Origin of the sequence: Xanthobacter autotrophicus, from assembly GCF_029991245.1 — a bacterium.
Lineage (GTDB): Bacteria > Pseudomonadota > Alphaproteobacteria > Rhizobiales > Xanthobacteraceae > Xanthobacter > Xanthobacter autotrophicus_C.
On sequence record NZ_JAIVFO010000063.1, the window covers coordinates 1 to 25,807 of the forward strand.

Annotated in this window: 16 protein-coding genes and 8 pseudogenes; 16 read left to right on the top strand and 8 right to left on the bottom strand. The window is 64.5% G+C overall.

Going from position 1 to position 25,807, the window contains the following annotated elements; genetic code table 11:
* The 4 genes and pseudogenes from K9U41_RS12255 to K9U41_RS12270 form a co-directional block, all read left to right on the top strand.
* Positions 1 to 501 (top strand): DMT family transporter (locus K9U41_RS12255; protein ID WP_282641123.1); only part of this gene is annotated, 501 nt, incomplete at its 5' end.
* A 107-nt stretch (positions 502 to 608) separates the two neighbouring features.
* A pseudogene (locus K9U41_RS12260) lies at positions 609 to 1,235 on the top strand (IS701 family transposase); the annotation flags it as partial.
* 163 nt (positions 1,236 to 1,398) lie between these two features.
* Positions 1,399 to 1,602, top strand: a pseudogene (locus K9U41_RS12265) (transposase); the annotation flags it as partial.
* Positions 1,557 to 2,168 carry an IS5 family transposase gene (locus K9U41_RS12270; RefSeq protein WP_282641124.1) on the top strand — a complete coding sequence of 204 codons (612 nt, stop codon included), beginning with the start codon at positions 1,557 to 1,559 and terminating at the stop codon, positions 2,166 to 2,168. The pseudogene K9U41_RS12265 and the gene K9U41_RS12270, both read left to right, overlap by 46 nt.
* Here K9U41_RS12270 and K9U41_RS12275 read toward each other — a convergent pair.
* Positions 2,165 to 2,317: pseudogene (locus K9U41_RS12275) on the bottom strand (IS5/IS1182 family transposase); the annotation flags it as partial. The gene K9U41_RS12270 and the pseudogene K9U41_RS12275 overlap by 4 nt on opposite strands.
* 87 nt (positions 2,318 to 2,404) lie before the next feature.
* On the opposite strand from K9U41_RS12275, the gene K9U41_RS12280 reads away from it, so the two are divergent.
* The 5 genes and pseudogenes from K9U41_RS12280 to K9U41_RS12300 form a co-directional block, all read left to right on the top strand.
* A complete protein-coding gene (locus tag K9U41_RS12280) occupies positions 2,405 to 2,830 on the top strand; it encodes a transposase (RefSeq protein ID WP_282641125.1) in 426 nt (141 codons plus the stop codon).
* A gap of 410 nt (positions 2,831 to 3,240) precedes the next feature.
* Positions 3,241 to 4,317, top strand: a pseudogene (locus tag K9U41_RS12285) (IS630 family transposase).
* A 58-nt stretch (positions 4,318 to 4,375) separates the two neighbouring features.
* A complete protein-coding gene (locus tag K9U41_RS12290) occupies positions 4,376 to 5,482 on the top strand; it encodes an acyltransferase (protein WP_282641127.1) in 1,107 nt (368 codons plus the stop codon).
* 563 nt (positions 5,483 to 6,045) lie between these two features.
* Entirely contained in the window at positions 6,046 to 7,068 is a 1,023-nt protein-coding gene (locus tag K9U41_RS12295) for an IS110 family transposase (RefSeq protein ID WP_282641128.1), read from the top strand.
* A gap of 193 nt (positions 7,069 to 7,261) precedes the next feature.
* Positions 7,262 to 8,069 (top strand): annotated as a pseudogene (locus K9U41_RS12300) (IS3 family transposase); the annotation flags it as partial.
* A gap of 214 nt (positions 8,070 to 8,283) precedes the next feature.
* Here the strand turns inward: K9U41_RS12300 and K9U41_RS12305 are convergent.
* Positions 8,284 to 9,575 (bottom strand): annotated as a pseudogene (locus tag K9U41_RS12305) (IS110 family transposase).
* A 141-nt stretch (positions 9,576 to 9,716) separates the two neighbouring features.
* Between K9U41_RS12305 and K9U41_RS12310 the strand changes: the two are divergent.
* Positions 9,717 to 9,992, top strand: a pseudogene (locus tag K9U41_RS12310) (integrase core domain-containing protein); the annotation flags it as partial.
* A gap of 226 nt (positions 9,993 to 10,218) precedes the next feature.
* On the opposite strand, the gene K9U41_RS12315 reads toward K9U41_RS12310, so the two are convergent.
* Positions 10,219 to 11,685, bottom strand: a complete 1,467-nt coding sequence (locus K9U41_RS12315; protein ID WP_282641129.1) for an O-antigen ligase family protein — start codon at positions 11,683 to 11,685, stop codon at positions 10,219 to 10,221.
* A gap of 314 nt (positions 11,686 to 11,999) precedes the next feature.
* Here K9U41_RS12315 and K9U41_RS12320 point away from each other — a divergent pair, with 314 nt between their 5' ends.
* Positions 12,000 to 12,977, top strand: coding sequence for an endonuclease/exonuclease/phosphatase family protein (locus tag K9U41_RS12320; RefSeq protein ID WP_282641130.1), 978 nt, complete (start codon positions 12,000 to 12,002; stop codon positions 12,975 to 12,977).
* Between the two features lie 100 nt (positions 12,978 to 13,077).
* Here the strand turns inward: K9U41_RS12320 and K9U41_RS12325 are convergent, their stop codons facing one another.
* Positions 13,078 to 13,686 (bottom strand): acyltransferase, encoded by a 609-nt coding sequence (locus K9U41_RS12325; protein ID WP_282641131.1) that lies wholly within the window; start codon positions 13,684 to 13,686, stop codon positions 13,078 to 13,080.
* 353 nt (positions 13,687 to 14,039) lie between these two features.
* Positions 14,040 to 15,026 carry an endonuclease/exonuclease/phosphatase family protein gene (locus K9U41_RS12330; RefSeq protein WP_282641132.1) on the bottom strand — a complete coding sequence of 329 codons (987 nt, stop codon included), beginning with the start codon at positions 15,024 to 15,026 and terminating at the stop codon, positions 14,040 to 14,042.
* Between the two features lie 414 nt (positions 15,027 to 15,440).
* Here K9U41_RS12330 and K9U41_RS12335 point away from each other — a divergent pair, with 414 nt between their 5' ends.
* Entirely contained in the window at positions 15,441 to 16,739 is a 1,299-nt protein-coding gene (locus tag K9U41_RS12335) for a Gfo/Idh/MocA family protein (protein WP_282641133.1), read from the top strand.
* A gap of 30 nt (positions 16,740 to 16,769) precedes the next feature.
* On the opposite strand, the gene K9U41_RS12340 is transcribed toward K9U41_RS12335, so the two are convergent.
* Both K9U41_RS12340 and K9U41_RS12345 read right to left on the bottom strand, forming a co-directional pair.
* Positions 16,770 to 17,951 carry a polysaccharide pyruvyl transferase family protein gene (locus K9U41_RS12340; protein WP_282641134.1) on the bottom strand — a complete coding sequence of 394 codons (1,182 nt, stop codon included), beginning with the start codon at positions 17,949 to 17,951 and terminating at the stop codon, positions 16,770 to 16,772.
* Positions 17,952 to 17,974: 23 nt separating this feature from the next.
* Positions 17,975 to 19,447, bottom strand: coding sequence for a Coenzyme F420 hydrogenase/dehydrogenase, beta subunit C-terminal domain (locus tag K9U41_RS12345; RefSeq protein WP_282641135.1), 1,473 nt, complete (start codon positions 19,445 to 19,447; stop codon positions 17,975 to 17,977).
* Here K9U41_RS12345 and K9U41_RS12350 point away from each other — a divergent pair.
* Positions 19,446 to 20,816: an oligosaccharide flippase family protein gene (locus tag K9U41_RS12350; protein ID WP_282641136.1), complete on the top strand. Its 1,371-nt coding sequence runs from the start codon at positions 19,446 to 19,448 to the stop codon at positions 20,814 to 20,816. The genes K9U41_RS12345 and K9U41_RS12350 overlap by 2 nt on opposite strands.
* Before the next feature lie 113 nt (positions 20,817 to 20,929).
* Positions 20,930 to 24,343 carry an Ig-like domain-containing protein gene (locus K9U41_RS12355; RefSeq protein WP_282641137.1) on the top strand — a complete coding sequence of 1,138 codons (3,414 nt, stop codon included), beginning with the start codon at positions 20,930 to 20,932 and terminating at the stop codon, positions 24,341 to 24,343.
* Positions 24,344 to 24,528: 185 nt separating this feature from the next.
* On the opposite strand, the pseudogene K9U41_RS12360 reads toward K9U41_RS12355, so the two are convergent.
* Positions 24,529 to 24,836 (bottom strand): annotated as a pseudogene (locus K9U41_RS12360) (transposase); the annotation flags it as partial.
* An 89-nt stretch (positions 24,837 to 24,925) separates the two neighbouring features.
* Here K9U41_RS12360 and tnpA point away from each other — a divergent pair.
* Complete coding sequence (tnpA, locus tag K9U41_RS12365) at positions 24,926 to 25,315, top strand: IS66-like element accessory protein TnpA (protein WP_282641138.1); 390 nt, start codon at positions 24,926 to 24,928, stop codon at positions 25,313 to 25,315.
* Positions 25,312 to 25,659, top strand: coding sequence for an IS66 family insertion sequence element accessory protein TnpB (gene tnpB / locus K9U41_RS12370; protein ID WP_282641139.1), 348 nt, complete (start codon positions 25,312 to 25,314; stop codon positions 25,657 to 25,659). The genes tnpA and tnpB overlap by 4 nt, the downstream gene beginning before the upstream one ends.
* Positions 25,660 to 25,807 lie beyond the last annotated feature (148 nt).

Here is a 25,807-nt window from a genome sequence, read left to right on the forward strand (position 1 = left end):
GGACTGGCGCTGATCGGCGCGGTGGGGGCGGGCTTTGCCATCACCCAGGTGCGCCATCTCACCCGGACCGAGACCAGCGAGGCCATCGTCTTCTATTTCTCGCTGGTGGCCTCGCTTGCCGGCCTCGCAACGCTGCCACTCGGCTGGGTGATGCCGGACGGGCGCATCGCGCTCATCCTCGTCGGCATGGGGCTGGCGGGGGGTGTCGGGCAGATCTGCGTGACGGCGGCCATCCGCCATGCCCCGGCATCGGTGGTGGCACCGTTCAACTATTCCTTGCTGCTATGGGCGACCGTGTTCGGCATCGTGCTGTTCGGGGAGTGGCCGGCCCCCCTTGTGGTCATGGGCGCCGTGGTGGTGGTGCTGGCGGGGCTGGTGCTGATCTGGCGCGAGCGCAGGCCTGCGCCACGCCTGGCGGCGCCCCGGCCGGAGCCGGCCGTCGCGTGCCCCCCCAATGGCACGACCGTGGCGGAGCCCGGCGCACGGGACGATGCGGCGTGATTGAGGGCGTGATCCGCAGCCCGGTTGAGAGGAGCGGGAGCGCGCTCTAGCACTACTTTGGCGGATTAACGGATTGATAACGCTGACGTGTTAAGGTTTGCGCCCGCCTCACCTGGGCCGTGGGCATCCCGAAGCACCAGAAGGTCTACCCGGCCGACGTCGCGATCGTCTTCCCCGTCGCCGGGCGCGGCCGGCCCCGTAAGAACCAGATCCCCGACCAGCTCTCCGCCTCCGCCGAGACGGTGCTGGCCGAGGCCCGATGGCGCAAGGTCTCCTGGCGACGCGGCACCAAGGGTCCCTTGAGTGCACGTTTCGCCGCCTGTCGCGTCCGCATCGCCAACGGGCCGCCCCAGCGCATCCAAGACAAGGGCCAGCAGCACATGCCGGGGGAGGAGGCCTGGCTCGTCGGCGAGTGGCGCACCTCGGGCGAGCGCAAATACTATCTCTCCAACCTGCCGGCCGGGACCTCGCTGCGCACCCTCGCCGCCGCCATCAAGGCGCGCTGGGTCTGCGAGCAGGCCCATCAGCAGATGAAGGAGGAACTGGGCCTCGACCACTTCGAGGGCCGGTCCTGGCGCGGCCTCCACCGCCATGCCCTGATGACCATGATCGCCTATGCCTTCCTCCAGCACCGGCGCCTGGAACAGGCCACTGGAGAAAAAAAGCCTGCGGCGCGGCCCGCCGAAACCGACCTTGCCCCAGGTCCGCACAGCCGTCCTCAGCACTATCACTAGGACTGCCGAAGGCCAATCTGAAGACCGCCAATCTAATTCTTCCAAAGTAGTGCTAGGCGGTGTGGACGGTTTCGCGCCGGTTGAGCGGGAGGGGATTCCCTTTTTGTCCTTTCGGTGATTCATAGCGGGTCGGCTTTTGGCGAGGTCGACCATGCTGACGCGGATGACGGATGAGGATTGGGCGGTGGCGCTGGAGGTGTTCCGCGCCTGCCGGTCGCGACGGGGCGACAAGGGGCGCGATGACCGCAAGTTCCTCGAAGCCATGCACTATTTCACCGTGCACAACATCTCCTGGCGGGCGCTGCCGGCCGAGTTCGGCGCGTGGAACAGCGTCTGGAAAAGGTTCTGGCGACTGCGCCAGGCCGGCGTGTTCGAGCTGTTCTTCGAAACCCTGGCATCCCTGAGCCGCACGGCGCATCTGGTCCAGATGTTCGATTCCACCGTCGTGCGCGCCCATGTCTCCGCCGCCGGGGCAAAAGGGGGCAGCAGGGCCAGGCCCTCGGCCGATCGCGGGGTGGCTTCTCCACCAAGATCCACCTCAAGAGCGACTTCGACGGCCAGCCGATCGCCTTCCACCTGACCGGTGGTGAGACCGGCGACAGCCCACTCTTCAAGCTGCTGCTGGATCTTGGTCCCGATGTGAAGCCGCGCGCCGCCCTCGCCGACAAGGGCTATGACGCCAAGGCCAACCGGGCCATGGCCCGGGCTCGCGGCATCGCGCCGGCCATCCCGTTCAAATCCAATGCGAAAGACCGGCCGACCTTCTTCCCGAAGGCGCTCTACCGGGGCCGTGCCCGCATCGAGCAGTGCTTCGGAAAACTGAAGCGGTTCAAGCGCGTCGCCCTGCGCTGCGAGAAGACCGAATGCGGCTTCGCTGCCATCGTCGCCCTCGCCCTGAGCTTCATCCTCATCAAATCCGTCCACACCGCCTAGGTCATCGACTCATTAAACCGTATCCAAATTCGGAGCGGAGCGAGTTTGATGCCCGCGAGGAAGTTGTCGGCCCGCTTGTCATAGCGTGTGGCGACAGCGCGGAAGTACTTGAGCTTGTTGAAGAAGCGCTCCACTAGGCGGTGTGGACGGTTTCGCGCCGGTTGAGCGGGAGGGGATTCCCTTTTTGTCCTTTCGGTGAATCATAGGGGGTCGGCTTTTGGTGAGTGCTGACGCGGATGACGGATGAGGATTGGGCGGTGGCGCTGGAGGTGTTCCGCGCCTGTCGGTTGCGACGGGGCGACAACGGGCGTGACGATCGCAAGTTCCTCGAAGCCATGCACTATTTCACCGTGCACAACATCTCCTGGCGGGCGCTGCCGGCCGAGTTCGGCTCCTGGAACAGCGTCTGGAAGCGGTTCTGGCGGCTGCGCCAGGCCGGCGCTTTCGAGCTGTTCTTCGAGACACTGGCATCGCTCAGCAGCACCGCGCACCTGGTCCAGATGTTCGATCCACCGTGGTGCGCGCCCATGTCTCCGCCGCCGGCGCAAAAGGGGGCAGGAGCGCCAGGCCGTCGGCCGCTCGCGCGGCGGCTTCTCCACCAAGATCCACCTCAAGAGCGACTTCGACGGCCAGCCAATCGTCTTCCACCTGACCGGTGGTGAGGCCGGCGACAGCCCGATCTTCAAGCTTCTGCTGGATCTTGGTCCCGACATCACGCCGCGCGCGGCCCTCGCCGACAGGGCTATGACGCCAAAGCCAACCGGGCCCTTGCCTGGGCTCGGGGCATCGCGCCGGCCATCCCTTTCAAATCCAACGCGAAGGACCGGCCGACCTTCTTCCCGAAGGCGCTTTACCGGGGCCGTGCCCGCATCGAGCAGTGTTTCGGAAAACTGAAGCGATTTAAGCGCGTCGCCCTGAGCTGCGAGAAGACCGAATGCGGCTTCGCTGCTATCGTCGCCCTCGCCCTGAGCTTCATCCTCATCAAATCCTTCCACACCGCCTAGTGGGTTGACCGAGACGGAAGAGTCCGTTGGTGGATTCCGTTTGGCGCCGGAGTGTGCTTGTCTGGCGCATGCGCAACGGGATCACAATCGTTCTCGGCGAGGCGGACCGGCGGCGGCTTGACGCCCTGGTCGCGGATCGCAACACCCCGCAGAAGCACGTCTGGCGTGCCCGGATCGTGCTCATGAGCGCCGACGGCGTCGGCACCCACGCCATCATGGCGCAGACCGGCACGTCGAAGACTACCGTCTGGCGCTGGCAGGCCCGCTTCATGGCGGAAGGCGTCGAGGGGCTGCTGCGCGACAAGACGCGGCCGCCGGGCCAGCCGCCCGTGGCGGAAGACAGGGCCTCGGCCGTGGTCGCCATGACGCTGAAGCCGCCGCCCCATGAGGCCACCCACTGGACCACGCGGGCCATGGCAAAGGTCGCGGGACTGGCGGTCTCCACGGTGCACAAGATCTGGAAGGCCCATGGCCTGGCCCCGCATCGCTGGCGGCAGTTCAAGCTCTCCAACGATCCCACCTTTGCCGAGAAATTGCACGACGTCGTCGGGCTCTACGTCAGCCCGCCGGCTCATGCCCTGGTGCTGAGCATCGACGAGAAATCGCAGATCCAGGCGCTCGACCGCACCCAGCCCGGACTACCGCTGAAGAAGGGCCGCGGCGCCACCCTGACCCACGACTACAAGCGCCACGGAACCACCACGCTGTTCGCCGCGCTCGACGTCCTCAGGCGAGGTGTTCGGGCGCAACATGCAGCGCCATCGGCATCAGGAATTCATCCGCTTCCTCAACGCCCTCGAGCGCGACATCCCGGCCGGCAGGCTCGTCCACGTCATCCTCGACACTACACCGCCCACAAGCACGAGAAGGTGCGGGCCTGGCTTGACCGCCATCCGCGCTGGACCCTCCACTTCACGCCCACCTCCAGTTCCTGGCTGAATGCGGTCGAGGGCTTCTTCGCCATCCTGACGCGCCGTCGGCTCCAGAATGGTGTCTTCCGATCCGTCGTCGATCTCCAGGCCGCCATCAATCGCTTCATCGGTGAACACAACCAGACCCCAAAACCCTTCATCTGGCGCGCCGATCCCGACGCCATCATCGCTGCAAGGAACCGTGGGTTCCAAGCGTTGAAGTCAATCCACTAGCTCCATCAGCTTCCATGCGGGACGATGGGCCAACTGCCGTGCCCAAAAAATATACTTTATGTATATCAAATCAAACACACAACCTGTAATAGGTTGTGTGTTTGATTTGGAAAAAAAGCCCGGAACTCCGCGCAGCCTCACCAAATTATGGTATCCTTCTAAGCAAATCTGTGATCGATTCATTTTCATCTTGAGGTGCGGCGCTATGCCACAGGTTGGAGCTATTTCAGATAAAAAAGCTAATGAATTTATTGAAGTGTTGCGTATAATAGCTGCGTTTGGTATCGTAGCCTATCATGGTAAGGCGCCGTTCCATGACTTTACCTATTCTGGCTTGATTATATTTTTGATCCTCTCGCCATACGTTGATTGCGACTATAATTGGGGGCGGAAAAGGTCTGTACTTGATATTGCGAAAAAATTGCTAATTCCGTGGGCGCTATGGATGATCATTTATGGCGTTCTAAATTTAGTGATGCGTAAGCCGTTGCTTCCGGTTCCCAACCCAATTGCCGGTATATTGTATGGCACGAGCGCGCATCTGTGGTTTATACCTGCGATTTTTGCCGTACTCGTATTTCTAAACGCTGTAAAAAAGAAGATCGATGCGGGTCTTTTGTTTTGGGTTTGCGTGTGTCTGACGGTTGTTTTGCTTCTCGCTTCGCCCATTTGGCGACCTATTTCAATGGGTTGGACCCCACCGTTCGCGCAGTGGGCGCACGGTGCGACAGCGGTATTTATGGGGATTGCCCTGGGCTTGTACAAAAAAATGCCCCAAAGACAGGCTTTCGTTGCGAGAATTATGATTTTCCTCACGCTTATTTATGTTTTTCTTAAATTCATCCCGGGTATCAGCGTGTCTTATCTTGTTGGGGCCGCACTTCCCATTGTCGCGGTGGTGTCGTGGTCATATTGGGGGCCGGTCCGCTGGAGCGTGAGGGCGCTTTCGGCATGCATGCTCGGCGTCTATTTTAGTCACATTCTGTTCCTTTACGTCTTTTCTCGGCTCACCGGTCCGGGAAATTACGTAACGGTAACACTTGCCTTTGTCGCGGCAGCATTAGTGACGTGGGTGGCGCAACGTTTCATCCCCTATGCACAATTGGCCTTTGGGCCTAAGGTCGTATATGCGCCAAGCCGCGCGAGATCTGGTGAATACCGCTAGCTCTGGTATCTTAGCGACGCTTTCAGGGGGGCATTGCTTAGGTCGTCGGGTGGCTGTGGTTGGGTCAATTGCTCCGTCCGAGCCCGTCGGCCGAGGGGTGTCGTAAAACGCGAAGATCGCGTGGCGCGGGAACCCGAAACAGGACACCATGGAGCTGTCGAAGAGCCAAGCGGAAAATTACGACGTCCTCGGGCACATAATGGGCCAGTCGGCCGATCCGGGCATTGTCACCCTCCAGGCAACATGGTGACGCCATGGGCCCTCGGCGATCGGCGGGGGATCGACGGCGCCCGATCGACATCGGCCTCACCGAAAACAAGGCGGACGGCCTGGAGTTCGACGCCGGCGAGCTTGCCGCATTCGTTCTGTGGGGTGTTTGCCGTGACCTGAGCCCCTGATCCTCCTCCAGATTTGGGTAGAGTCCGTCGCCCACGGAGACGGACGATGCGCGCCTCACGCTTCACGGAAGAGATGGGGTATTCGGTCCTGATCGCTTGAGCCGTTTGCGGCGTTCCGCTGCGAAGAGGACGATCGGGGCCTGAACCCAGCGCCGGGAGGTCCCCATGGTGTACGTCGGCCTTGATGTCTCTTTGAACTCTGTAGCCGTCTGTGTCATCGACCGGGAAGGTCAAATCCTGAAGGAGGCGAGCGTGGCGCCGGAGGCATCCGCCATCTCGCAGTGTCTCCAGCCTTGGCAAGATCGGATCGCGAGGATTGGGCTTGAGGCTGGGCCGATGTCAGAATGGCTGACTGCGGGCTTGGTGGAGCTTGGTTTTCCCGCCATCAGTCTGGAGGCGCGGCAGGTGAAGGCGGCGTTGTCGGCAATGCCCGTCAAGACCGATCGGAACGACGCGCGCGGCATTGCCCAGGTGGTCAGGGCAGGCTGGTACAAGGTCGTGCACGTGAAGAGCATCGGCAGCCAGCATGCGCGAACGTTGGTGGCGGCGCGCAAGCACCTGATCCTCTCCATCGCCGCGTCAGAGCAGACACTTCGCGGATTGCTCCGTCCCTTCGGCTTGAAGGTCGGCATCGTGTCGCGGGCCGGATTTGCCTCCCGTGTCCGAGAGCTGGTTGGAAACAACGCCATCCTGGCTGAGGTGATGGCTCCCCTATTGGCAGCCCGGGACGCACTGATGCAGGAGTACCAGCGCCTTCACCGCCTGGTCGTTCAGGCTGTCCGGAATGATCCGGTCTGCCGCCTTTTGATGACCATGCCCGGGATCGGGCCGGTTTCCGCTCTGACATTCAGAGCAACGATCGATGCGCCCGAGCGTTTCGCCCGCTCCCGGTCCGTCGGGGCTTATCTCGGGCTCACACCTTGGCGGTATCAATCGGGCGAGATCGATCGGACCGGACGGATCACCAAAGTGGGCGATGGCGAGACGCGAACTGCGCTGTTTGACGCCGCCAACGTCATCCTGCGACCAAGCACACGCTGGTCACCGATGAAGGCCTGGGCGGTGCGTATCGCTCAGCGTCAGGGAAGCAAGAGGGCGAAGGTCGCTCTGGCTCGCAAGATGGCGGTCGTTCTTCACAGCATGTGGCGGAGCGGCACGGAATTCCGATGGACTGCGGCCGCGGCGTGATCGACCCGGCTGTGGTTCCCTGAACGCCCGTCGCGGGGCGTGGGATGATTGAGTTCGCATGATCTGTCGTCGCAGCCGCTGACGCGGCCGAGCACGCCGAAGAGCTTGAACCAGTCATTCCATCGAACACCATCATGTGGCGATCCTCGACCACGGACAGAAGCAAAGAACCCGCGACGCGCTATTATCGGGGTTGACGACACCGGACCGAATACAGAAGCAGATCCTCTCGATCTTGAAGGAGCACGAGGCCGGGGTGCCGGTCTTCGATCTGTGCCGAAAGCACGGCGTCAGCGATGCCAGCATCTACAAGTGGAAGGCGCGGTTCGGCGGCATGGAGGTGTCCGACGCTCGCCGGGTGAAGGCGCTCGAGGAGGAGAACGCACGGCTGAAGAAGCTGCTCGCCGAGCAGATGTTGGACAACGCCATCCTGAAGGATGTCAGCTAAAAAAATGGTGACGCCCGATGCCAGGCGCAAAGCCGTGGCTCATGCCTGTGCAGCGCACGGGGTGAGCCCGCGTCGGGCGTGCCAGGCGCTGGGCGTCGATCGCACCAGCGTGCGCTACCGTAGCGTCCGTCCCGACGATACGAGGGCACGAGAAGCCATGAGAGCCGTGGCCGGCGAGCGCCGCCGCTTCGGCTACCGGCGGATCCACGTCATGCTGAGGCGCCTGGGCATCGTCATGAACCACAAGAAGCTGCGCCGGCTATACCGGGAGGAGAAGCTCCAGGTGCGCCGGCGCGGGGGCCGCAAGCGGGCGCTCGGCACGCAGCGGCCCATAGGGGTGCCGGATCGGATCAACGTCCGCTGGAGCCTCGATTTCGTGTCGGATGCCTTTACGGATGGCCGGCGCTTCCGGGTGCTGGCCGTGGTCGATGACTTCAGCCGGGAGTGCCTGACGCTGGTCGCCGACACCTCGCTGTCCGGCCTTCGGGTGACACGCGAGCTGGATGCGCTCGTGGCTGCCCGGGGAAAGCCGTCGGCCATCGTCTCGGACAACTCCTATGTTGGGAAGGAAAGCGGCTGATTGGGCAGCATGGCTCTGTCCACGAGATTGCGCTCGTGGGGTGATGGTCGTCAATACGCGAACCAGGCGGGCCCTGCTGGGAAGGAAAGAGTTCTCGGCCATAGCAAACACAGGGTCCATCGGCGCGCCGTGGCCCTCACCGTCCTTAAGACGAGATACCGATCCAGGCAGGAGACCCGAGCATTATCTACAGGGTCGCAGGCTGCGCCCTCACGGCACTGCTGAGAGGGGTTTTCCCACTTGGCACCGGCCCTCGACAAAGGGCCAGTAATCGTCACCGCTTTTGATGACGGCGTGCACCACGCGGGCCATCTTGGCGGTGATTGCGGTCAGCGCCTTGCGTCTGAGATCGGCGTTGTGCCGGTCGCGGGCGATGTAGCGCTCGAACTTGTCGCGAAAGCTGTTCTTCTTCTGCCGGATCGCAACCTGACCCGCGAGCCAGAGGTTGCGCCGAAGACGCGCATTACCGTACTTCGACAACCTGGTCTGGCCTCGGCACCTGCCCGGCTGCTGAGTCGAGAGGTCCAGGCCGCAGAACTTCAGGAACTGGCGATGATGGCCGAAGCGGCGGAGATCGCCGGCCTCGGCCAGAATGGCGAGGGCAATGATGGGTCCGATCCCTGGAATCTGCCGCAGGCGCTTATAGTCCTGGCTCTAGGCCAGGAACTGGTCGGCCATGGCCTCGATCTCATTGCGCTGGCGGATCAAACTGCGCGCCTCGGCGATGACAAGCCGGAACATGCGGATGGCGGGTGCTTCAAGTGGGATGGGCAGGCCGATGGAGGTCTTGGCCGTCTCGTAAATGTCGCCCAGTAAGCGCTCCTTCGAGACCTTCCGGCCGACGACGCTCCAAGCGGTTTCAATGAACGCGGGTTTGTCCAATGCCGTGATGCTGGCCGGCGTGGGAAACCGATCCAGGAAGGCGAAGAACCGATCGCTTCGGCTGTTCTGGCGGAAGCGGTCGAGCTCCGGGAAGTAGAGCGGCAGATAATGTGTCTGGATCCGATGCAGCACCTGGGTCTTGGCGCCGGCGATCGCTTCGTAGGTCTTCGATAGCTCCTGGACGTCGTTGATGCCGGCGGCCAGCGGGTCATGGTAGGCTTGCGAGGCCCCGATCCGCAGCATGTGCAGAATGACCTGGGCGTCCTTGGGATCGTTCTTGTCCCAGCCGTTGTGCAGGGCCTCGCGCGTGCGGGCCAAGGCCACCGACGAAACCAGGCGAACCTGGAAGCCGGCTTCACGCAAACGCCAGGCGATCGGCCGGTGATAGTTGCCTGTCGCCTCCATGGCGTAGGCGACAGGCCGGCCAAAGCCCTTCACCAGCACGATCCGCCGATCGTGCTCGGCGCGCGTGTTCAGGACTGTCATGCGCCGCCGCCGCTTCTGGCCGGGCGTCTCGATCAGCACCTCGTTCCGCGTTTTGGCGATATCAATCGCCACCAGAACGACGTCATCGGGCATAGGATGCAAAGTGGTCATGGTCGGTCTGTCTCCGGAATGAGGATTTGAACACCGTCATTTTAGAGACCTGCTGACCGACCATGACCGCCTCAGCCGGCGCGCTGCGCGACGCAATGGCTCCGCGCGCCGGCTGAGGCTCCTTCCTTCCTGACGTGCTATGGCACCGAGTTGACCTCGATGGCGGTCCTCAAGTGGTGCCAGCAGACGGGCGTCGAATGGCACTATATCGCGCCGGGCAAACCCATGCAGAACGGCTTCTTGGAGAGCTTCAACGGCCGGTTCCGGGACGAATGCCTGAATGAGACCCTGTTCTCGAATCTGGCGCAGGCCCGCGCTACCATCGGCTCATGGAAGGAGGACTACAACCTGAACCGACCCCATTCGGCGCTGGGCCATCGATCCCCCGCCGAGTTCGCCGCAACAATCGCACTGTAAACCGTGGCCGCCTGAGGCCACAAACCAACCTGCGGACTCTCTCCAAAACGGGAGGACCGATGGGGCTCAGGTCAGCCGGTCCGCCCGGTATTGATCCCGAATCCGGCGGTGCCATGCGCAAATGCCACGGGCAGACGCCGCAACCCATGGGTAGGCTCGGTTATTCCGCGAGCTTTGCCCCCTCGCGAAGTGGCTTATGGAAAGCGGCGGCGACGCGGCCGAATCGTCAGTGGTTTGGCTGGCTTTCGGTGCCCGGGGCACCGCCGTTTGCCGGCGGCAGAGCGGCGACCCTGCAGCCAGGGGTAGGGGCAAGGCGCGAGCCGTGTTGCGCACGGAATCGGGCTGTGAGCCCGCCAGCAGCCTCCGCTTCAGGGCCGCGGTAATGGATCATCCAGATGCCGGCGCCGAAGATCGACCACACCAGGGAGAAGGCCGTCCCCCAGACGAACACGGTGGCGAGCACGAAGGCCAAGCCGATCATGCTGAACACCCAGCCGCGGCGCATTTCGGCAAAACTCGGGTCCCCGCTGACCTTGCGCAGCGACACGCTCACGATGGCCAGGATATAGCCGATAGCGATCGCGACGAAGGCGGGAATTCCGTAGCGCATGGCGACCAATAGCCAGAAGTTGTCGACACTGGCCGAATAGAGGTCGATGGGCCGCTTCCAATCGCCGAGGCCGATTCCCGTCCAGGGGTTATTCCAGACGTTCTGCAGCCCCCAATAGAGGATGCGCGTCCGGTGATAGGCGGTCTGCGGGTTGTAGGTGAGGTTGGTTGCCACAAGGTCGAACGGGCTCGCGCCGAAGATCAGCGTGATGGACCCATAGACGGCGATACCGATCGCGGCCAGCAGGGCCCAGCGTCCGGGAAACCAGTGCAGAGCCCGCGCCCAAAACAAGAGCGCCATCTGCATCCCGAGCGCGATGAACGCCGCACTAGAGACCGACGTAAAGGTGCAAAAGCCGATGATGGCAGCCAGACGATGACGTCGCGTGGTGCTGATCGCCCCCTTCAGCGAGATGAGAACCAGCGAGAAGCTGGTAGCGCAAACGAGCCCATAGAGAATCGCGTGGTCGAAGATGGCCGAGACCCGGTCCAATCCGAAACGCCTGTCGGGGGGCGATATCCGGGCCGATTGAATCCCCGGGATCATTTCCAGAAGGGAAGGCACGATCTGCTTCGCGGTCACCATCTCGATCAGGGCGAGCGGCAGGGTCGCCAGGACGAAAATTCCCATTGCCAGGCAGAAGCTGCGAAAACCAGCCGGGGTTCTCACATAGGAGCGGGTGATCAGATAGCCGCCCAGGAATTCCACTCCGACCGAGCCCACGTGGGCGGGAGCGCGCGACGGGTCGTAAACAATCATCGCCACCAGGAGCCAGAAGACAAAGAAAAAGAAGAATAGGTCGGTCACCGTGACGCGCCCGTACTGCCCGCGTATCAGACGGAGCGTCAACGGCACGATCAGCACCATCAGGAGGAGACGTGTCCCGGTGAGGAGCAGGGGGCCGAGATTGAATCCGATCGGCAGGAAGATGGTCAGCAGATAGATCAGCAGGGGTCGGGGCAGGTCCTTGAGTTCGGTGTGGATGCCCCGCCGCTCCGCTGGAGCGGAAACAGAGCGACTTCTGCGGGGCGGAACTGGGGACCACCCGGCAAGACTGCGTGCACCCTGCGTCTGTCGGACCATGCCTCTACCTGCGCTCTCTGCCCGCCAGGGCGGCCGTGGGGTTCGCGGTCTCAATCGCTGCGCGGATCTGTCACCCGGCCCGTGCCGAGATCATCTTGTTGTGCTGCGTGCGCGAAATCCAGCCCTCGGCAGGGATGCGGATTGTTCCGTCCGTCTCTATCGCGCCACTGATGCGGTTTGGCAAGCTGCGGCCGAAAGGCGCAGTCGCCCGCCACCGCCGCCGACCGGTCGAGACTTTCGCTGAAGACATTTTTTGCTAGGGTGCCGGCCGTCGGAAACCACGGTGTGCGGGCTGGGGCGGAGGCAGCATCACCATGATACGGCAACGACTGATCGGCGGCTTTCTGTTGCTCGCGGCAATCCTGATCGGGATCGGCGCCATTGCGCGGCATATTCAGCTGGATTCGCCTTTCGAGCCTCCGGCGCGGGTCTTCGACAGCATGACGCCGCACCTGCTCCTGGCCGGGATTGTGCTGGCGCTGCTGGCAATTGCGGCGGGGGCGCGGATCACCGGGGCCGTGGTGCTTGTCGCGGGGGTCGTCGCGGCGGGCGTCTTCGCGACGGACCACGTCGAGCGCTCGCTGCCCCTCGTTGCGCCGGGGCCGGACGACCTGCGGGTGGTGTTCTTCAACGCGCTCACCTCGGACGACATCGCCCGTGCGCGCCTGGTCGCCGCCGCCATCGAGGCCGCCGACCCGGATGTGGCGATCATCGCCGAGGGGAAGATGATGTCGCCGCTGATGCCGGAACTCCGCGCCCACTATCCCTATCAGGTGGGCTGCAACCCGGATTGCGAGATCGTGGTCCTGTCCCGCATCCTGCTGACGACCTCCGAGATCCGCTCCATGGGGGCGCTCAAGAAGAACCGCTATACCCGCCTCGTCCTGGACCTGCCGCAGAAAGTAGGGCAGTGGGGCGAGCTAGACTTAATCGCCGCCCATATCTCGAAACCCTGGATCACCGGGGTGGTCGACGTCGAACTGGGCCAACTCGCCCGCTGGCTCAACCTGATCCGCCAGCCCCTCATCTTGGTGGGCGATTTCAATTCGGCTCCCTGGAGTTACGGCCTGCGCAACCTGATCGGCTGGACCGGGATCCGGGCCCTGCGCTGGCCGGTCGCCACCTGGCCGGTTCCGGCGAGGCGTTTCGGGGTGCCGATCGACAATGTATTCGTGCGGGGTGGCGCGCGCATCGTGGCGATCCAGCCCTTCGGCGATGATCTCGGCTCGAACCACCGCGGCTTCCTGTTGCGCATCCGGCCACCTTTTGCGCCCGGGCAGCCGGCCGGTTAGAGCGCGACTCGACGGAGGTGCGCCGCGCCCGGCGGCTCCATCGGATTGCGGGGCCGCTCTTTGATGATCTGAATTCAGCCGGATTTCCGCGCCGTGACCGTCAGCCTTCGGCGGCCGGAGGCTTGCTCTCGCCGATGCGCCGCGCTCCCACCACCCGGGCGGGGGTGCCGACCGCTACCGCCATGGCCGGAATTGCGCCCCGGACCAGCGAACCTGCGCCGATGATCGCCCCGTCGCCGATGACCGCCCCCGGCAGCACGATCACCCGAGCTCCCAGCCACACGTCGCGGCCGATGATCACGTCGGCCTCGTCGCTGGCCTGCTTGGTCACCGGCGCTCCGTCATTATAGCGGTAACCCGCCGCCGTCACAAGGACGTCGGGACCGAAGAGCGTGTCCTCCCCGATCACCACTCGGCCGCGCCCGGGCCCACCCCAGATGTAGCAATGGGCGCCGATTCCCACCCTGGCGCCGATCTCGATCCGCTCGGCGTTCTGGAAGCTGACGTTGGGGCTGATCCGGCAGCCGGGCCCGATCTTCATGATCCGGCGCGGGATGACATGGGTATAATTGTAATAGTTGATTAGCCGGATCGGATGGATCCAGGCGCGCGGATCGAGCGCCGCGCCGATCAGTCGTAGGAGCCGCGAGCCCTTGCTGAGACGCTGCTTGTGGGCCGGGGCGTCGGGGAGTTCGTTTTTGGACGTCATGCCACATCCTCCGATCCGTCGGCCCTGCGATCCGCGACGCGCGACCGACGGGCGCCCGAGGCCGCGCATCGCGGCAGAGATCCGCAAAGGTGCGAAGGGGAGGGCAGGAGCGTGAAGGGTTGTTCGGTCGGGATGCTGAATTCAGCGTAAGGAAACTGAGGGGGCATTGCGTTCCTCGATCCAGAGCACGCCCGAGACCGGGCCTGCGCGGTGGGCTTGCTGCGCCACAGAATAGGGAAAATCCGTTGCGGTGGACCACAAAAACCACAAAAGGTGCGCGTGCGCGCCCATGACAGTAGGAAGCTCCCTTCGGCGGCAAAGGGTTGCCGCGCGAGCGGTCGGCGGGCGAACCCTTATGGCACAGGCAGGGCGATTCCCACCACCAGCCCGCGATGGTTCGAGCCGAGATCGGCGCCGAAGGGTGCCAGCGCCGTCAGCCGCGCTCCCCCCCGCACGAAGATGTTGTCGATCGGCACCCCCGCCGCCCCGGCCGGGACCGGCCAGGTCGCCATCGGCCAGCGTGCGGCCCGGATTCCGGTCAGGTCGATCAGATCCTTCACCGGGCGCGACCAGGGGGGCGCGTTGAAATCGCCCACGACGACGAGTGGCCCGGACACCTTGTTCAATTCGTCCTCCAGCCCCTCATATTCCCGTTCGATGGTGCCCGAGAACCAAGGCTTCGACATATGCGCCGCGATGAGCGTCATCTGCCGTCCGTCGGCCAGCGCCACCCCGATCCGCATGAACCGGTCCTGCCACATCCGGCCGAGGCTCTTCACCGTCACGTCGGAGAGCGGCAGGCGCGACAGCACCAGAATCTCGCAGCGCGGCGTGCAGCCCACCCGGTGCGGATAGGCCGCTTCGAGCCGGGGCAAAGCGGGCAAAAGCATCGGACTTTCGGCAAGGACAGCGATGTCCGGCCCCGCCGCTAGCAGTGCATCGGCGATCCGCTGAGCGCGCGCCTCTTCGCCGGGCCGGGCCGGTTTGCGGGGGCTGGGCTCCTGGGTCTCGATGTTGAAGAACACCAGCCGGAGCGCCGTCTGCTCCGCCGCCAGCGGCAGCGAGCGCTCCCTATGGCCGAGCGCGAACGCCCCACCCGTCAGCACCACCAGCACCAGCACCATTCCGGCCCAGAGTCGCGCGCCAAGGGCCGCGAGGAGCAGTCCGAGGAGTCCGGCGCAGACGAAGATCTGGGGCGCGAGGCCCTCGAGCACCCGAGCCAGAGTGCCGAGGGGGCTCTGCAGCGGCAGCTCCGCCGAAAACACGCCCACCAGCAGCGCCACAAACGCAAGACACACAAGCGCGCCGATCACCTGATGGCGCACGATGGTTTTCCACATGTGGCTGGCCCCTTGCCGGCTTGATCCTGTCCCATCCTGGCGCCAACTTGCCACCGGGAGGTGACAGAGAAAATCATTTCCTGAGCGTCCAGGCCGCGTCTTTCCGCAACGACATGATTCTGAGAATGGAGGCGGTTTGATGGTGCGGAGGTGTGTATTTACAGTTGCAGGAGTTATGGAATCGTAGCACTATGGTAGTAAAATTTACTCAATTGGATTTAATCAGTTCCCTGATCTGGCGAAGCTGTCTAGGTTGCCGCGCGGTTTGTGCGGTAGACGTTTGAATCGTGGCGTTGCGTGATGCTTATATGCATGCGCACGTTTGGCTGCCGGTGAATATAAAGTCCGAGTTGGAAGCTCTTCCGGGCGGTGGACAGGGCTCTGGGGGCCGATTAAATGAAGACGAGAAGTGATATGAAGATTGGCGTTATCGGCTGCGGTTATGTCTTCGACCATTACATGTCCACGTGGGGTCACCATCCAGGGCTCATCATCAAAGGTGTCGCCGACCGCGACCCGGTACGCCTCGCAACGGTGAGCAAGGCGTATGGCCTGCATGCTTTCGCCAGCAACGAGGCGTTGCTGGCCGACCCTGAAATTGGCATCGTCGTCAACCTCACCAGCATCGAAAGCCATTATGAGGTGACGAAGGCCGCACTCGAAGCTGGCAAGCACGTCTATTCGGAAAAGCCGCTGACCCCTTCGTTCGACGAGGCCCGGGCGCTGTTCGCTTTGGCCGAGGAACGGGGCCTCAGGCTTTCGTGCGCGCCGTCGAATGCCCTCGGCGACACCAGCCAGACCATGTGGAAAGCGGTGCGCGACGGCGCGGTCGGCGATGTGCGCATCGTCTATGCCGAATTCGACGACAACGTCATCTATCTGATGCAGCCGGAAACCTGGCGAAGCCGAACCGGTGCGCCCTGGCCCTATCTGCATGAATATGAACAGGGCTGCACCTACGAGCATGTGGGCTATCACCTCACCTGGCTGTGCTCGATCTTCGGCCCGGTGGAAAGCGTCACCGCCTTTTCCAAACAGGCAATTCCCGACAAGACCGACCAGCATCTCGACCCCGCCGATACGCCGGATTTCTCGGTAGCCTGCCTGAATTTCCGCTCTGGCATCGTGGCGCGAGTGACGTGCTCCATCGGCGTGCCCTACGATCACCGGATGCGGATCGTCGGCAACAAGGGGATGCTGACCGCCGACACCTATCGCGACTATCGCTGCCCGGTCTATCTGGAGCAGTTCAGCCAGCTCACGCTCGACGCGCGAAAGTCCATGTCGGTGCGGACCAACAGTCTGCTGCAATGGATCTTCGGCGTTGGCGGGCGCAAGCTGCGGCTGGTGGCGAACCCGCCGAAGCAGCTGGCGCTGAAGTGGTGGTCACCCAAGGCGCTGCTTGCGGCACTCAGGCGCCGCGAACTCGGCGAGCAGCAAAAGACGCTTGGGATCGCCGAATTGGCCCAGGCCATCGAGGCGGGACGCCCCTCCTTCCCGCCGCACGACTTCACCCTGCACCTGACCGAATTGACCATCGCCATCCAGAGCGCGGGGATGCGCAGCAAGACCCAGGAGTTGATGACCACATTCGTGCCGGTGGAGCCGCGGGAAGCAACGCGCGCCGCGTCCTTTTCTTATGCTGATGTCGGCAAGCCCTCGGCGCTCGGCCGCGCCATCGAGCGGCTCCTGATCCGCCTGCACAGCCCCTGAACGGCAGGAGATCAGGACCGCAAAAAGGTGTCAGGCGGGCACCTTCCGCATGACCTCCAGCAGCGCGTTCTCGTAAGTGGCCAGTTTGGCGCGGCCTTTGGCGAGCGCCACCGCTGCCTCGGCGGCCAGGGTCTCGAGATTGTCAAAGGCCGCGAGGATCTTCTCTTCGATCGCTTCGGCACTTTCGGAGGTGTAGTCAACCGTCCGGTTGAAACCTAACGAGCCGAAAAGGCCGTGGAACTTCCGCGAATAGGCCATGGGCACTACCGGCACGCCCGAGGAAAACGCCGCGATGCAGGCATGCATCCGCGCGCCGGTGAAGAAGTCGAGACCCGCGATATAGCTCTTGGCCGCGGAGGGATGCGGGAAATCGGGCGCCAGCACCGTGCCGGGGAATTCCTCGGACAGCGCTTTGGCGGCGCGAAAGTCGTCCTCGCCCGTCATCAGACCGGAATGGACGATGACATGGGAGACCAGATGCACCTCGGCGCCCTTCGCCTGGAAGCGCCGGATCAGCGAGCGGATCAGCGAGGGATAGTCCGTCTTCAACCCGAAGTCGTTGGCCCCGGAATATCCGCCCGCCATCAGCAGGCCTGAGACGTTCAGCCCCACCTTCACCGGCCCGCCCGGCGCGCGCGGCGGGGGCGGGTCATAGGGCAGGCGCAGCGCCACGTCGGATGCCTCGATCACCGAGGTGATGCCCATGGCCCTGGCGGCCGCGGTCGACAGGTCGTCGCGCGCCGTCACCACCTTCGACAGCCGCATGTCGAGCTTTGCCAACGCCTTCGACAGAGGTTTGGTGAAGGGGCCGATGGTTTGCGGCGCCAACACCATGGGTGTGCCGGCGATGTGGGTCATGAACTTCATCCAGAACATCCGCGTCAGCCGCTGGTTGGCGTAGATGTCGGTGAAGCTGTCACCGCCGCCGATGTCGATGACCAGGTCGGCGCCGCGCACCAGCGCCCAGAAGCCCTTCGGGCTTTTCAAGAACGCACCGGTCATGTCGATGACGGTGATGTCCGGCCCCGTGACATAAGGCGCGCGCGGCTCCACGCCGTCGAGCGCGGTGATGCGCAGGTCACGCCCGAGCCGCCCGGCCAGATCGCGCAGGATGGCGATCTCCGACACCGTCAGCGCGCCGACGCCGAGGTTGTCGGACCGGGTCGAATGCATCAGCAGGACGACATGGATTGGACGGGCAGGTGAGTTCATGGAAGTTTCCGAATGTTCGTTTGCTATGCCTGCGGCTTCGTCCGGCGCAGCGCGCGCCTGAACATGCCGATAAGATTGTGGAGGTTGCTCTTCAGGCTGTTCTGCCGCGCCGCGGACACCACCTGCAGCCCGCGATAGCGGGGGATCGGCCGTCCCGCCAGTGCCATGCCCGTCAGCCGCGCGAGCAGCGCCCGGCGGCGTTCGCGCTGGCCTGGCTGGATGGCGGCAAGGGTGCCCATGTCGAACGGCTGGGTTTCCACCCGTCCCGCCGCGATGGCCCCGGCGAGGATCTCCGAGCCCAGGGTGGTGCGCGCGAGGATGAGGCTCGTGCCTTCGCCCTCCTCGAACACCGGATAACCTGCTTCATCGCTTTCCCAGGCATCGGCGCAGACGACGTCGGAGGCGACCCCCGCACCGTCGGCGCAGACCTTGCAGCGGTTCTGCACATGCCGCGACAGGATCTTGCCCCAGCTGTCGTGATAGCTCATCGACCGCTCGCCGCCGTCTTTCAGCACCGCCGTCGCGCGCCCCGGCCAGCCGTTGCCGCGGAAGCGGAAGCTTTCCACATGGTCGAGATCGGTGCCGAGCGCCTGGAGTACGGCCTTGCCCCCCGCATGGCTCGGCACGCCGGCGCAGAAGAAGGACAGGATCACCGGAAAGGCCGCCGCCGCCTTTGGGTCATCCTCGACCAGCGCGCGCATCGCCGCCGCATCGCAGGGCTTGCCCACGAAGGCGTAGCGCCTGCCGTCGGCCATGCGGGCCTTGACGTCGGAGAGCGGGGCCGAAGGCGCATAGCGCGACCCCGCCGCCGCCAGCACGGCCGGCGCGTCGGTCGAGATCACGGTGGTATTGCCGATGGGCAGATCCGGCGCGGCCGCTGTCTGCACCACCGCCTCCACCCGCCCCGATTTCAAAAGATGCATCAAGAGGATGGTCAGCACACCGCCCGAGGATCCGGCAAAACGCACCTCTGGATCGGTGGCCCAGCCGGTCTGTGCTGAAACGTAAGGACCCCAGAGCACCGAATCGAGACGCTTCCCAGGCTCGACCTCCTGGCCAAGGCCAGGGCAGATCCGAGCGATCCGGGCTTCTTCCGTCGCGGCCAGCGTGCCGCTCTGCTTCGGGCGCAACCAGCCGGGGGCGGAGGCCTGCATGACGATACGGTCAGGGAAGAGGCCGGCGCAGGCTCCGCAGCCAGCGCAGAGATCGCCCTTTGCGACACGGGTCAGGTTGGGCGACGGGGAAAAAGCCGTCATCTGTGGCGCGCTCCCTTCAGCATATTGGGGGATTAGCCGATATTTGTGACCGACGGCAGAAAAATCTCGCAGGTGCGGAAAATTTAGCATCTGCCTCCGTGTTTGGCCGCGCGGCAGGTAGTCCAGGGGACGAATCCATGCCATGCGGGAGGCTTCCGGCGGCCTCCTCCCTTGACCCGCCTTCGCAGGTGCGGAAAAACGGGCGGGCTCGCCCGCTCCCTGAAAGGCTTGTGTTTCCATGATCCGCTCGGCGCTTCTGCTCCTGTCAGGAAATGCCTTCGCCTCGGCGTTGCTCCTCGCGCGCAACCTGGTCATCGCGCGGATGTTGACAGTGGCGGATTACGGCATCGCCTCGACCTTCGCTCTGGCCCTGGCGGTGATCGAGATGACCTCGGCCTTCGGGCTGCAGCAACAGATCATCCAGTCGAAGGATGGCGACGATCCCTATTTCCAGACGGTCCTGCAGGGATTTCAGCTCTTGCGGGGCGTGATTGCCGGCGGCGCCATATTCCTGCTCGCCGGGCCGCTCGCGCGGTTCCTGGGCATTCCCGAGGTTACCTGGGCCTATCAGGTGCTGGCGGTGGTGCCGGTGCTGAATGCGCTCGTCCATTTCGACATCCACCGCATGAACCGGCGCATGCAGTTCGGCCCGATGCTGTGGACCAGCAGCGTACCGGCGCTGGTGGCGCTGGTCGTCGTCTGGCCGCTGGCCTGGTGGTTCGGCAACTGGCAGGTCATGCTGTGGTCGATCATCGTGCAGACGGCCATGACCGCCATCGTCTCCCATGTCCTGGCGGAGCGACCCTGGCGGCTCGCGCTGGACCGGAATATCATCGCGGGCTCCATGCGCTTCGGCTGGCCGCTGCTCGCCAACGGCATGCTGATGTTCCTTGTCTTCCAGGGCGACAGGATCATCGTCGGGCGCGAACTGGGGATGGAGTCGCTCGCCATCTTCTCCATGGGCATCACCTTGACCCTGACACCGACCCTGATCGTGGCGAAATCGGCGACGAACCTGTTCCTGCCGAAGCTCGCCGCGGCGCAGCGGACGGATTTGCAGCGACTCTCGGAGCAGGCCTATGAGTTCCACCTGCTTTTCGCGGCGATTCTGGTGGTGGCCTGCCTGTTGCTGGGGCCGGTCTTCGTGCATGTGGCGCTCGGGGCGAAATATGCGGCGCTGATCCCGATGCTAGTGTGGCTCGCCATCCTGCAAGGCTTGCGCATCTTCAAGGGTGGACCTTCGACCGTGGCGTTGGCGGTGGCGCAGACGGAAAACGCGGTGATCGCCAATATCCCGCGGATCGTCCTTTTGGCCCCCGCATGGTGGATCGCCTATCGGACGGGCGAGGTCGCACCGGTGATCGCCCTCGCCATTCTGGGAGAGATGCTGGGAGTCGTCGTTGCCTTCTGGCTGGCCCGGCAGCGCAACGGACTGGATCTTCGGCCACTGATGCTGCCGACGTTCCTGACCTGCGCCACCATGGCTGCGGCGGGGCTCAATGCCTGGGATGCCGCCCCCATCGCTCCGGCCTGGACCGTCGGCCTGACCATCGCTTCTTGCCTCGCCGCGGCGGCCTCAATGCGCCCACTTTGGCAGCTGCGACGATAGTTCGGCGATGGGGAAGGGGTCTTACCTCAAAGGTTCGTGATGGTCGCCGGGCAGTCCTTGTCTGACCCATCCGGTCAAGCGAAGTTGGTCACCTCGGCAGGAGCATGTCCCCGATGACGGTGTCCGGTCCGCTACGTTGCTTTGGCTCGTTCCTCGCGCTGATCCTTACCGCCCTGCCGGCGGTCGCGGATCAGACCGCCCCGCGATTTGCGGTCACCAACATAGGCACCGGCGATACGCTGGCGATCAGGATCGATGCACTGCCGGAAACCGGACCGGCAGGGGGCGAATATCTTTACACCGAATACAGCCTGAACGGCGGTCCGCCGGTCGCCATCGCGCGCGACTGGCACGAGGATCGGCGCGTCGTCTTCCTGTCTAACCTCCCCCGTGGCAAGTCGGTAGAGGTCCGCCTGCGCGGGCAGTTTTTCGTGAAGGGCAAGATCGTCGATGGCGCATGGAGCGCGCCGCAGACCGCGACGCCGGCGGTCGCGACAGGGGCAGCCGCGCCCAGGGCCTTCGCCCCCGAAGATTGGGACATCGAGGCAGACCCCGAACATGCGAACGCCTTGCGTGTCCGGCTGAACCGTCTTCCCTCGACCGGCGGGGCGGCCATCCACTCGGTTAGCTTGCGCCGTACCCCGCGCCAGGCACTGGCCGACCTGTCTCCTGAAACCGGCGTCTGGCAGAGCGTGCCGCTCGACCCGGCCGATATATTGCCGGGCCAGATCGAGGGCTATTCGATCCTCGCCATGACCGAACGCAGGCCGGGCCCCGCAGCCCCCTGGTCGGCGCCCAAGCCCGCGGCCAGCGGCTGGCCCGTCTCGGCCCCGCCCGAGACGCCCGCTGCGCCCCTGCCGTGGTCCTGGTTCCTGCGCCCGTCGGGGGGCTCCGGCGAGGCGGTCGTGGACATCGCCGAGCCCGTGCTGGCGCGGGGCAGCCCGATCACTGGGTTCGAGGTCCGCTGGGCCCGGGCCGACGTTCTGTTCGCGCCGATCGGCGGCTGGGGCGACTGGCAAGCGCTGCGGGGCAAGCCCGCACCGGATGGCCGCGGGGTGCTGACCTTGAGCGGCTTGCCTGACGGCCAGACCGTGGTGGTGGAAATCCGCGCGGTCAACGCGCTGGGGGCTGGCCTCCCGGCCGTGCGCAAGCAAGTTGTGACCCGCGCCTTCGGCCTGCCGGCCCGCGCTACCCTCGGCGCGCTGAACCCCGAGGGTACGGGCGCCATCCGCATCCCCAAGGGCGTTCGGATGGAGAGCGCCTCTGCCGGGAAGGCCACGGACTGGCGTGTCGTCCCAAGCAAGGGCGGCCCATGGGATTACCTCTTCCCCGCCGTCGCGGGAGAAAAGCTTTCCGACGCACGGCTGGCCCTCTCCGACGGTCATGCCGTCGAGGTGCACATCGCCCCACGCACTTTCGCGGCCGAGACCGCGGCCGATATCCTCGCCTTCCTTGCCCTGCGGCCCGAGGTGAAATCCGGCGCGACCCTGCTAGTGGGGCCGGAATGGATCAATCTCGCGCGGGAGCACCGCGCCTTTATCGGGGCTTTCTCAGGCCTTGCCGCCCCGGTGACCATGCAACCCCGCGAGCCAGACAATGGCACGCTGCTGTCGAACTGGGTGATCAGCGAGGGGAAGGCCAGCGTGTCGGCTGGCCATCTGCATGTGGAGGACATGACCTTCTTCTCCCCTATGGCGCAGAATCTCGACGCCATCTTCAACATCTCGGGCAATGGCGACTTCAACGACATCACCTTCGACCGGGTTCGGGTCGTTTCCGACCTGATGCCGATGCGGCTCGGATCGAGCTACCGTTTCAACACCCAGACCCGCGCCATCAACCTCGCCGGGGCTCGGAACGTGGCAGTGCGCGACAGCGAAGTGGCCTTCGCCGTCTATGGTGTGGCGGTGGGGGCGCAGGATGCGCTCGCCACCGGTAATCGCATCCACCATCTGGGCGCCGACCCTTTCAACCTGATTTTTCGCAAGGGAACAGCAGAAAAGCCAACGCTGCTGCACGACATCCGCATCGAGAACAACACCGAATTCGACTATATGGGCGACACCACATTGCTGCATCCCGATGGCTTGCAGATGTGGATGATCGGCACCGGCACCGACCCCGATCACAGCCGGATCGAGAGGCTGTCCTATAGCGGCAATGTCAGCTTTCCGGGACGCGAGGGCGCATTGGCGCGGCCGAACATCTCGCAATTCTATCTCATACGCGGTGTTTCGGCCGACGGACCGGTGCTGGCCACCGATGATCGCCGCTTCCTGCGGGTCGATGCTTCGAAGGGCCCCGTGACGCTCACCCTCCCGCCGCTGGACCAGACTCCGGTGATGCAGCGCCATCCCAGACAGCCGATGGAATTGGCGATCCAGAAGATCGATCTCGGCGACAATCCGGTCCATGTGCGCCAGGCGGCAGGCGAACCGCCCGAGGAATTGTCCGACGAATTCAAGCGGCAGCTAGATCTGCTGCGCCCCTACCAGGCGGTTGTCCTGACCGCCGAGCCGGACAAGCGGCGCTGGAAGGTGCGGATCCCCGGGCCGGCGCTGCAGGGCTTCTTTGCGGATCCGAACGAGGTTCCCCTGCAAGGGCTCGTGGTCGAGGGCAATGTGCTCTGGGGCACGGCGCCGAACCAAGTGCTGCCGCAGAACCGTCCGCAGGACGGGGTCGAGATCCGGCACAATACGGTGCTGCCCTTCTGGCCCGGTGATACCGACGGCGACGGGCATTTCAACACGCCGGGCGACGGCGCTGGGCCCTTTCCCCTGTGGATTCGCATGCGCGCGGCGGACGGGACGGTGAACGTCTGGGGCAACGTCGCCCAGCGGGTGGAGGCGCAGCCGGGCAGCACGCCGCTCGCCAATTGCGATCCGGTGATCTGGGGGAACGAGGCTTTCCTCGACCGCAAGTCCTCCTGGCTGGAAAAGCAGTTTCCCGGTTTGAAGCGGGAGGTCCCGGACCGGGCCGACAGCCTGCTCTGGTTCCCCACCACCCGGGAAGAGGCCATCGCCATGGCCCGGCCCGCGCCGGATTCCGAGATCGCGCGGCGCGGACTGGGCGCGCTCGGGGCGACGCCGCAGACCGACTGGTGGGATTATGCGGCGAACCGCCGCAATCCGGCGGCGCTGCCCGCCCTCGGCGTCGTGGACTTGGTTCCGGCCGACGGGGCCGGCGCGGTTGCCGCCAACGCCTCTCTGGAACTGACGGCCAACCTGCCGCTCCGCCATCCGCCAGACCGTGCGCTGGAGACCGCGGAAACCGGGGGGAGGGGGCCGGTTCGATTGGTCGAGAAGCAGACCGGCGCGGTGGTGCAGGAATGGAACCTTGCCTCCACCCCGGAGGCGGGACTGTTCGACATCGCAGGCCCGCGCTTGCGGCTTGATCTCGCTAGGCCACTGAAGCCGAACACGGCCTATCGGGTCGAGATGAGTCAGGACACTCTGGTCGACGTCTTAGGGCAACGGCTGGCGCCGGAAGGGCATGGGCCGGGCTGGCAGTTCACGACTGCGCCATGAACCGATAGAAGGTCCGATAGACTGACTTCAGCAAACGCCGATCAAGCGCTTTGGCTTGGCCGGGCTGACGCGGCCGCTCCGTCTTGATCCATCGTGAAATTTGCTCTGGCCTGACGAGAGGACCCGAACCGAGGTCTGCCGACCGCACACCCTCGGCCGACCCCCGCCGCTTCGTCTAGAGCGTTTCATGTTTTGATTGAAGCGTATCCTGCGTTTGCGAGATAGTTTGCGCACTCGGCGGGTTCGATGCTCTCGACCAGGTCACCGACATGTCGCCATGTGTCCTCGACGGAGCGCTTTGTGCGGCGCGCATCCAGTGCTTGATCTTGGCGAAGGCCTGCTCGATCGGATTGAGGTCGGGCGAGTAGGGCGGGAGGAACCAGAGTCTGGCGCCGGCGGCCTTGATGAGGTTGCGGACGGCCGCGGATTTGTGACTGCCCAGATTGTCCATGATGACGATGTCGCCGGTCTTCAACGTGGGAACGAGCACCTGCTCGTACGTCTCCGCGGAAGGCCGCCTTGCGGGCTGGGGCGCTGGGATTAAGGTATGACCTTAAGTTCAGACTTAAGGTGATCGGGTCGATGAAGGTCGAGGTGCTCGGGGCCGAACGGCGACGGCGTTGGCGGGACGACGAGAAGGCGCGGATTGTCGCGGAGACGCTGGACGGCACCGCGAGGGTCAGTGAGGTCGCGCGCCGACACGATGTCTGTCCGAGCCTCGTGTTCACGTGGCGACGTCAGGTGCGCCAAGGGCGGCTCGGGGGCGTCACCGAGGTCTCGTCGCTGCTGCCGGTGATGATCCAGGCCGAGAAACCACCCGCGGTGAGCGAGACGCAGAACTGGCCGACGCGATCTCGGCACGCGACCTGTGTGATCGAGATCGCTCTCGGCCGTGGCCGGCGGGTTCGGGTCGATCGGGACGTTGATGCCGCTGCCCTGCGTCTCGTCCTTGATCCGCTGAGCGCCCGATGATCCCGGTTCCAGGCGGCGTGAAGGTCTGGCTCGCGACGGGCCACACGGATATGCGCAAGGGGTTTGACGGTTTGGCCCTGATCGCCCAGGAGACGTTGAAGCGCGATCCGCATTCCGGGCATCTGATCGTGTTTCGGGGCCGCCGTGGCGACCTGGTCAAGATTCTCTGGCACGACGGACAGGGCATGTGCCTGTTCGCCAAGAGGCTGGAGCGGGGTCGGTTCCTGTGGCCGTCGACGGTCGACGGCACGGTGACGATCACGGCCGCGCAACTCGGCTATCTACTCGAAGGGATCGACTGGCGGATGCCGCAGCAGACCTGGCGGCAGACCGCGGCGGGATAAGATAATACCAACGGCCATTGAGGGTGACTCTCAGGGGCTTTCGGGGGAGTGTCAGGAATTTCGTGTGGGGGCGGCGGGTTGAAGATCAGGCCGCCATGGCCTTTGTGAAGCGCTCGCCGAAGATGACGGCGAACTGCGCCTTTGCCAT

Coding starts and splice junctions, on each gene's coding strand:
- K9U41_RS12335 (WP_282641133.1), top strand. CDS start 15,441: ATGAAGATTGGCGTTATCGGCTGCGGTTATGTCTTCGACCATTACATG.
- K9U41_RS12295 (WP_282641128.1), top strand. CDS start 6,046: ATGGTGTACGTCGGCCTTGATGTCTCTTTGAACTCTGTAGCCGTCTGT.
- K9U41_RS12280 (WP_282641125.1), top strand. CDS start 2,405: ATGACGGATGAGGATTGGGCGGTGGCGCTGGAGGTGTTCCGCGCCTGT.
- K9U41_RS12340 (WP_282641134.1), bottom strand. CDS start 17,951: ATGAACTCACCTGCCCGTCCAATCCATGTCGTCCTGCTGATGCATTCG.
- K9U41_RS12325 (WP_282641131.1), bottom strand. CDS start 13,686: ATGACGTCCAAAAACGAACTCCCCGACGCCCCGGCCCACAAGCAGCGT.
- K9U41_RS12345 (WP_282641135.1), bottom strand. CDS start 19,447: ATGGAAACACAAGCCTTTCAGGGAGCGGGCGAGCCCGCCCGTTTTTCC.
- K9U41_RS12330 (WP_282641132.1), bottom strand. CDS start 15,026: ATGTGGAAAACCATCGTGCGCCATCAGGTGATCGGCGCGCTTGTGTGT.
- K9U41_RS12350 (WP_282641136.1), top strand. CDS start 19,446: ATGATCCGCTCGGCGCTTCTGCTCCTGTCAGGAAATGCCTTCGCCTCG.
- tnpA (WP_282641138.1), top strand. CDS start 24,926: ATGAAGGTCGAGGTGCTCGGGGCCGAACGGCGACGGCGTTGGCGGGAC.
- K9U41_RS12290 (WP_282641127.1), top strand. CDS start 4,376: ATGTATATCAAATCAAACACACAACCTGTAATAGGTTGTGTGTTTGAT.
- K9U41_RS12320 (WP_282641130.1), top strand. CDS start 12,000: ATGATACGGCAACGACTGATCGGCGGCTTTCTGTTGCTCGCGGCAATC.
- K9U41_RS12315 (WP_282641129.1), bottom strand. CDS start 11,685: ATGGTCCGACAGACGCAGGGTGCACGCAGTCTTGCCGGGTGGTCCCCA.
- K9U41_RS12355 (WP_282641137.1), top strand. CDS start 20,930: ATGACGGTGTCCGGTCCGCTACGTTGCTTTGGCTCGTTCCTCGCGCTG.
- tnpB (WP_282641139.1), top strand. CDS start 25,312: ATGATCCCGGTTCCAGGCGGCGTGAAGGTCTGGCTCGCGACGGGCCAC.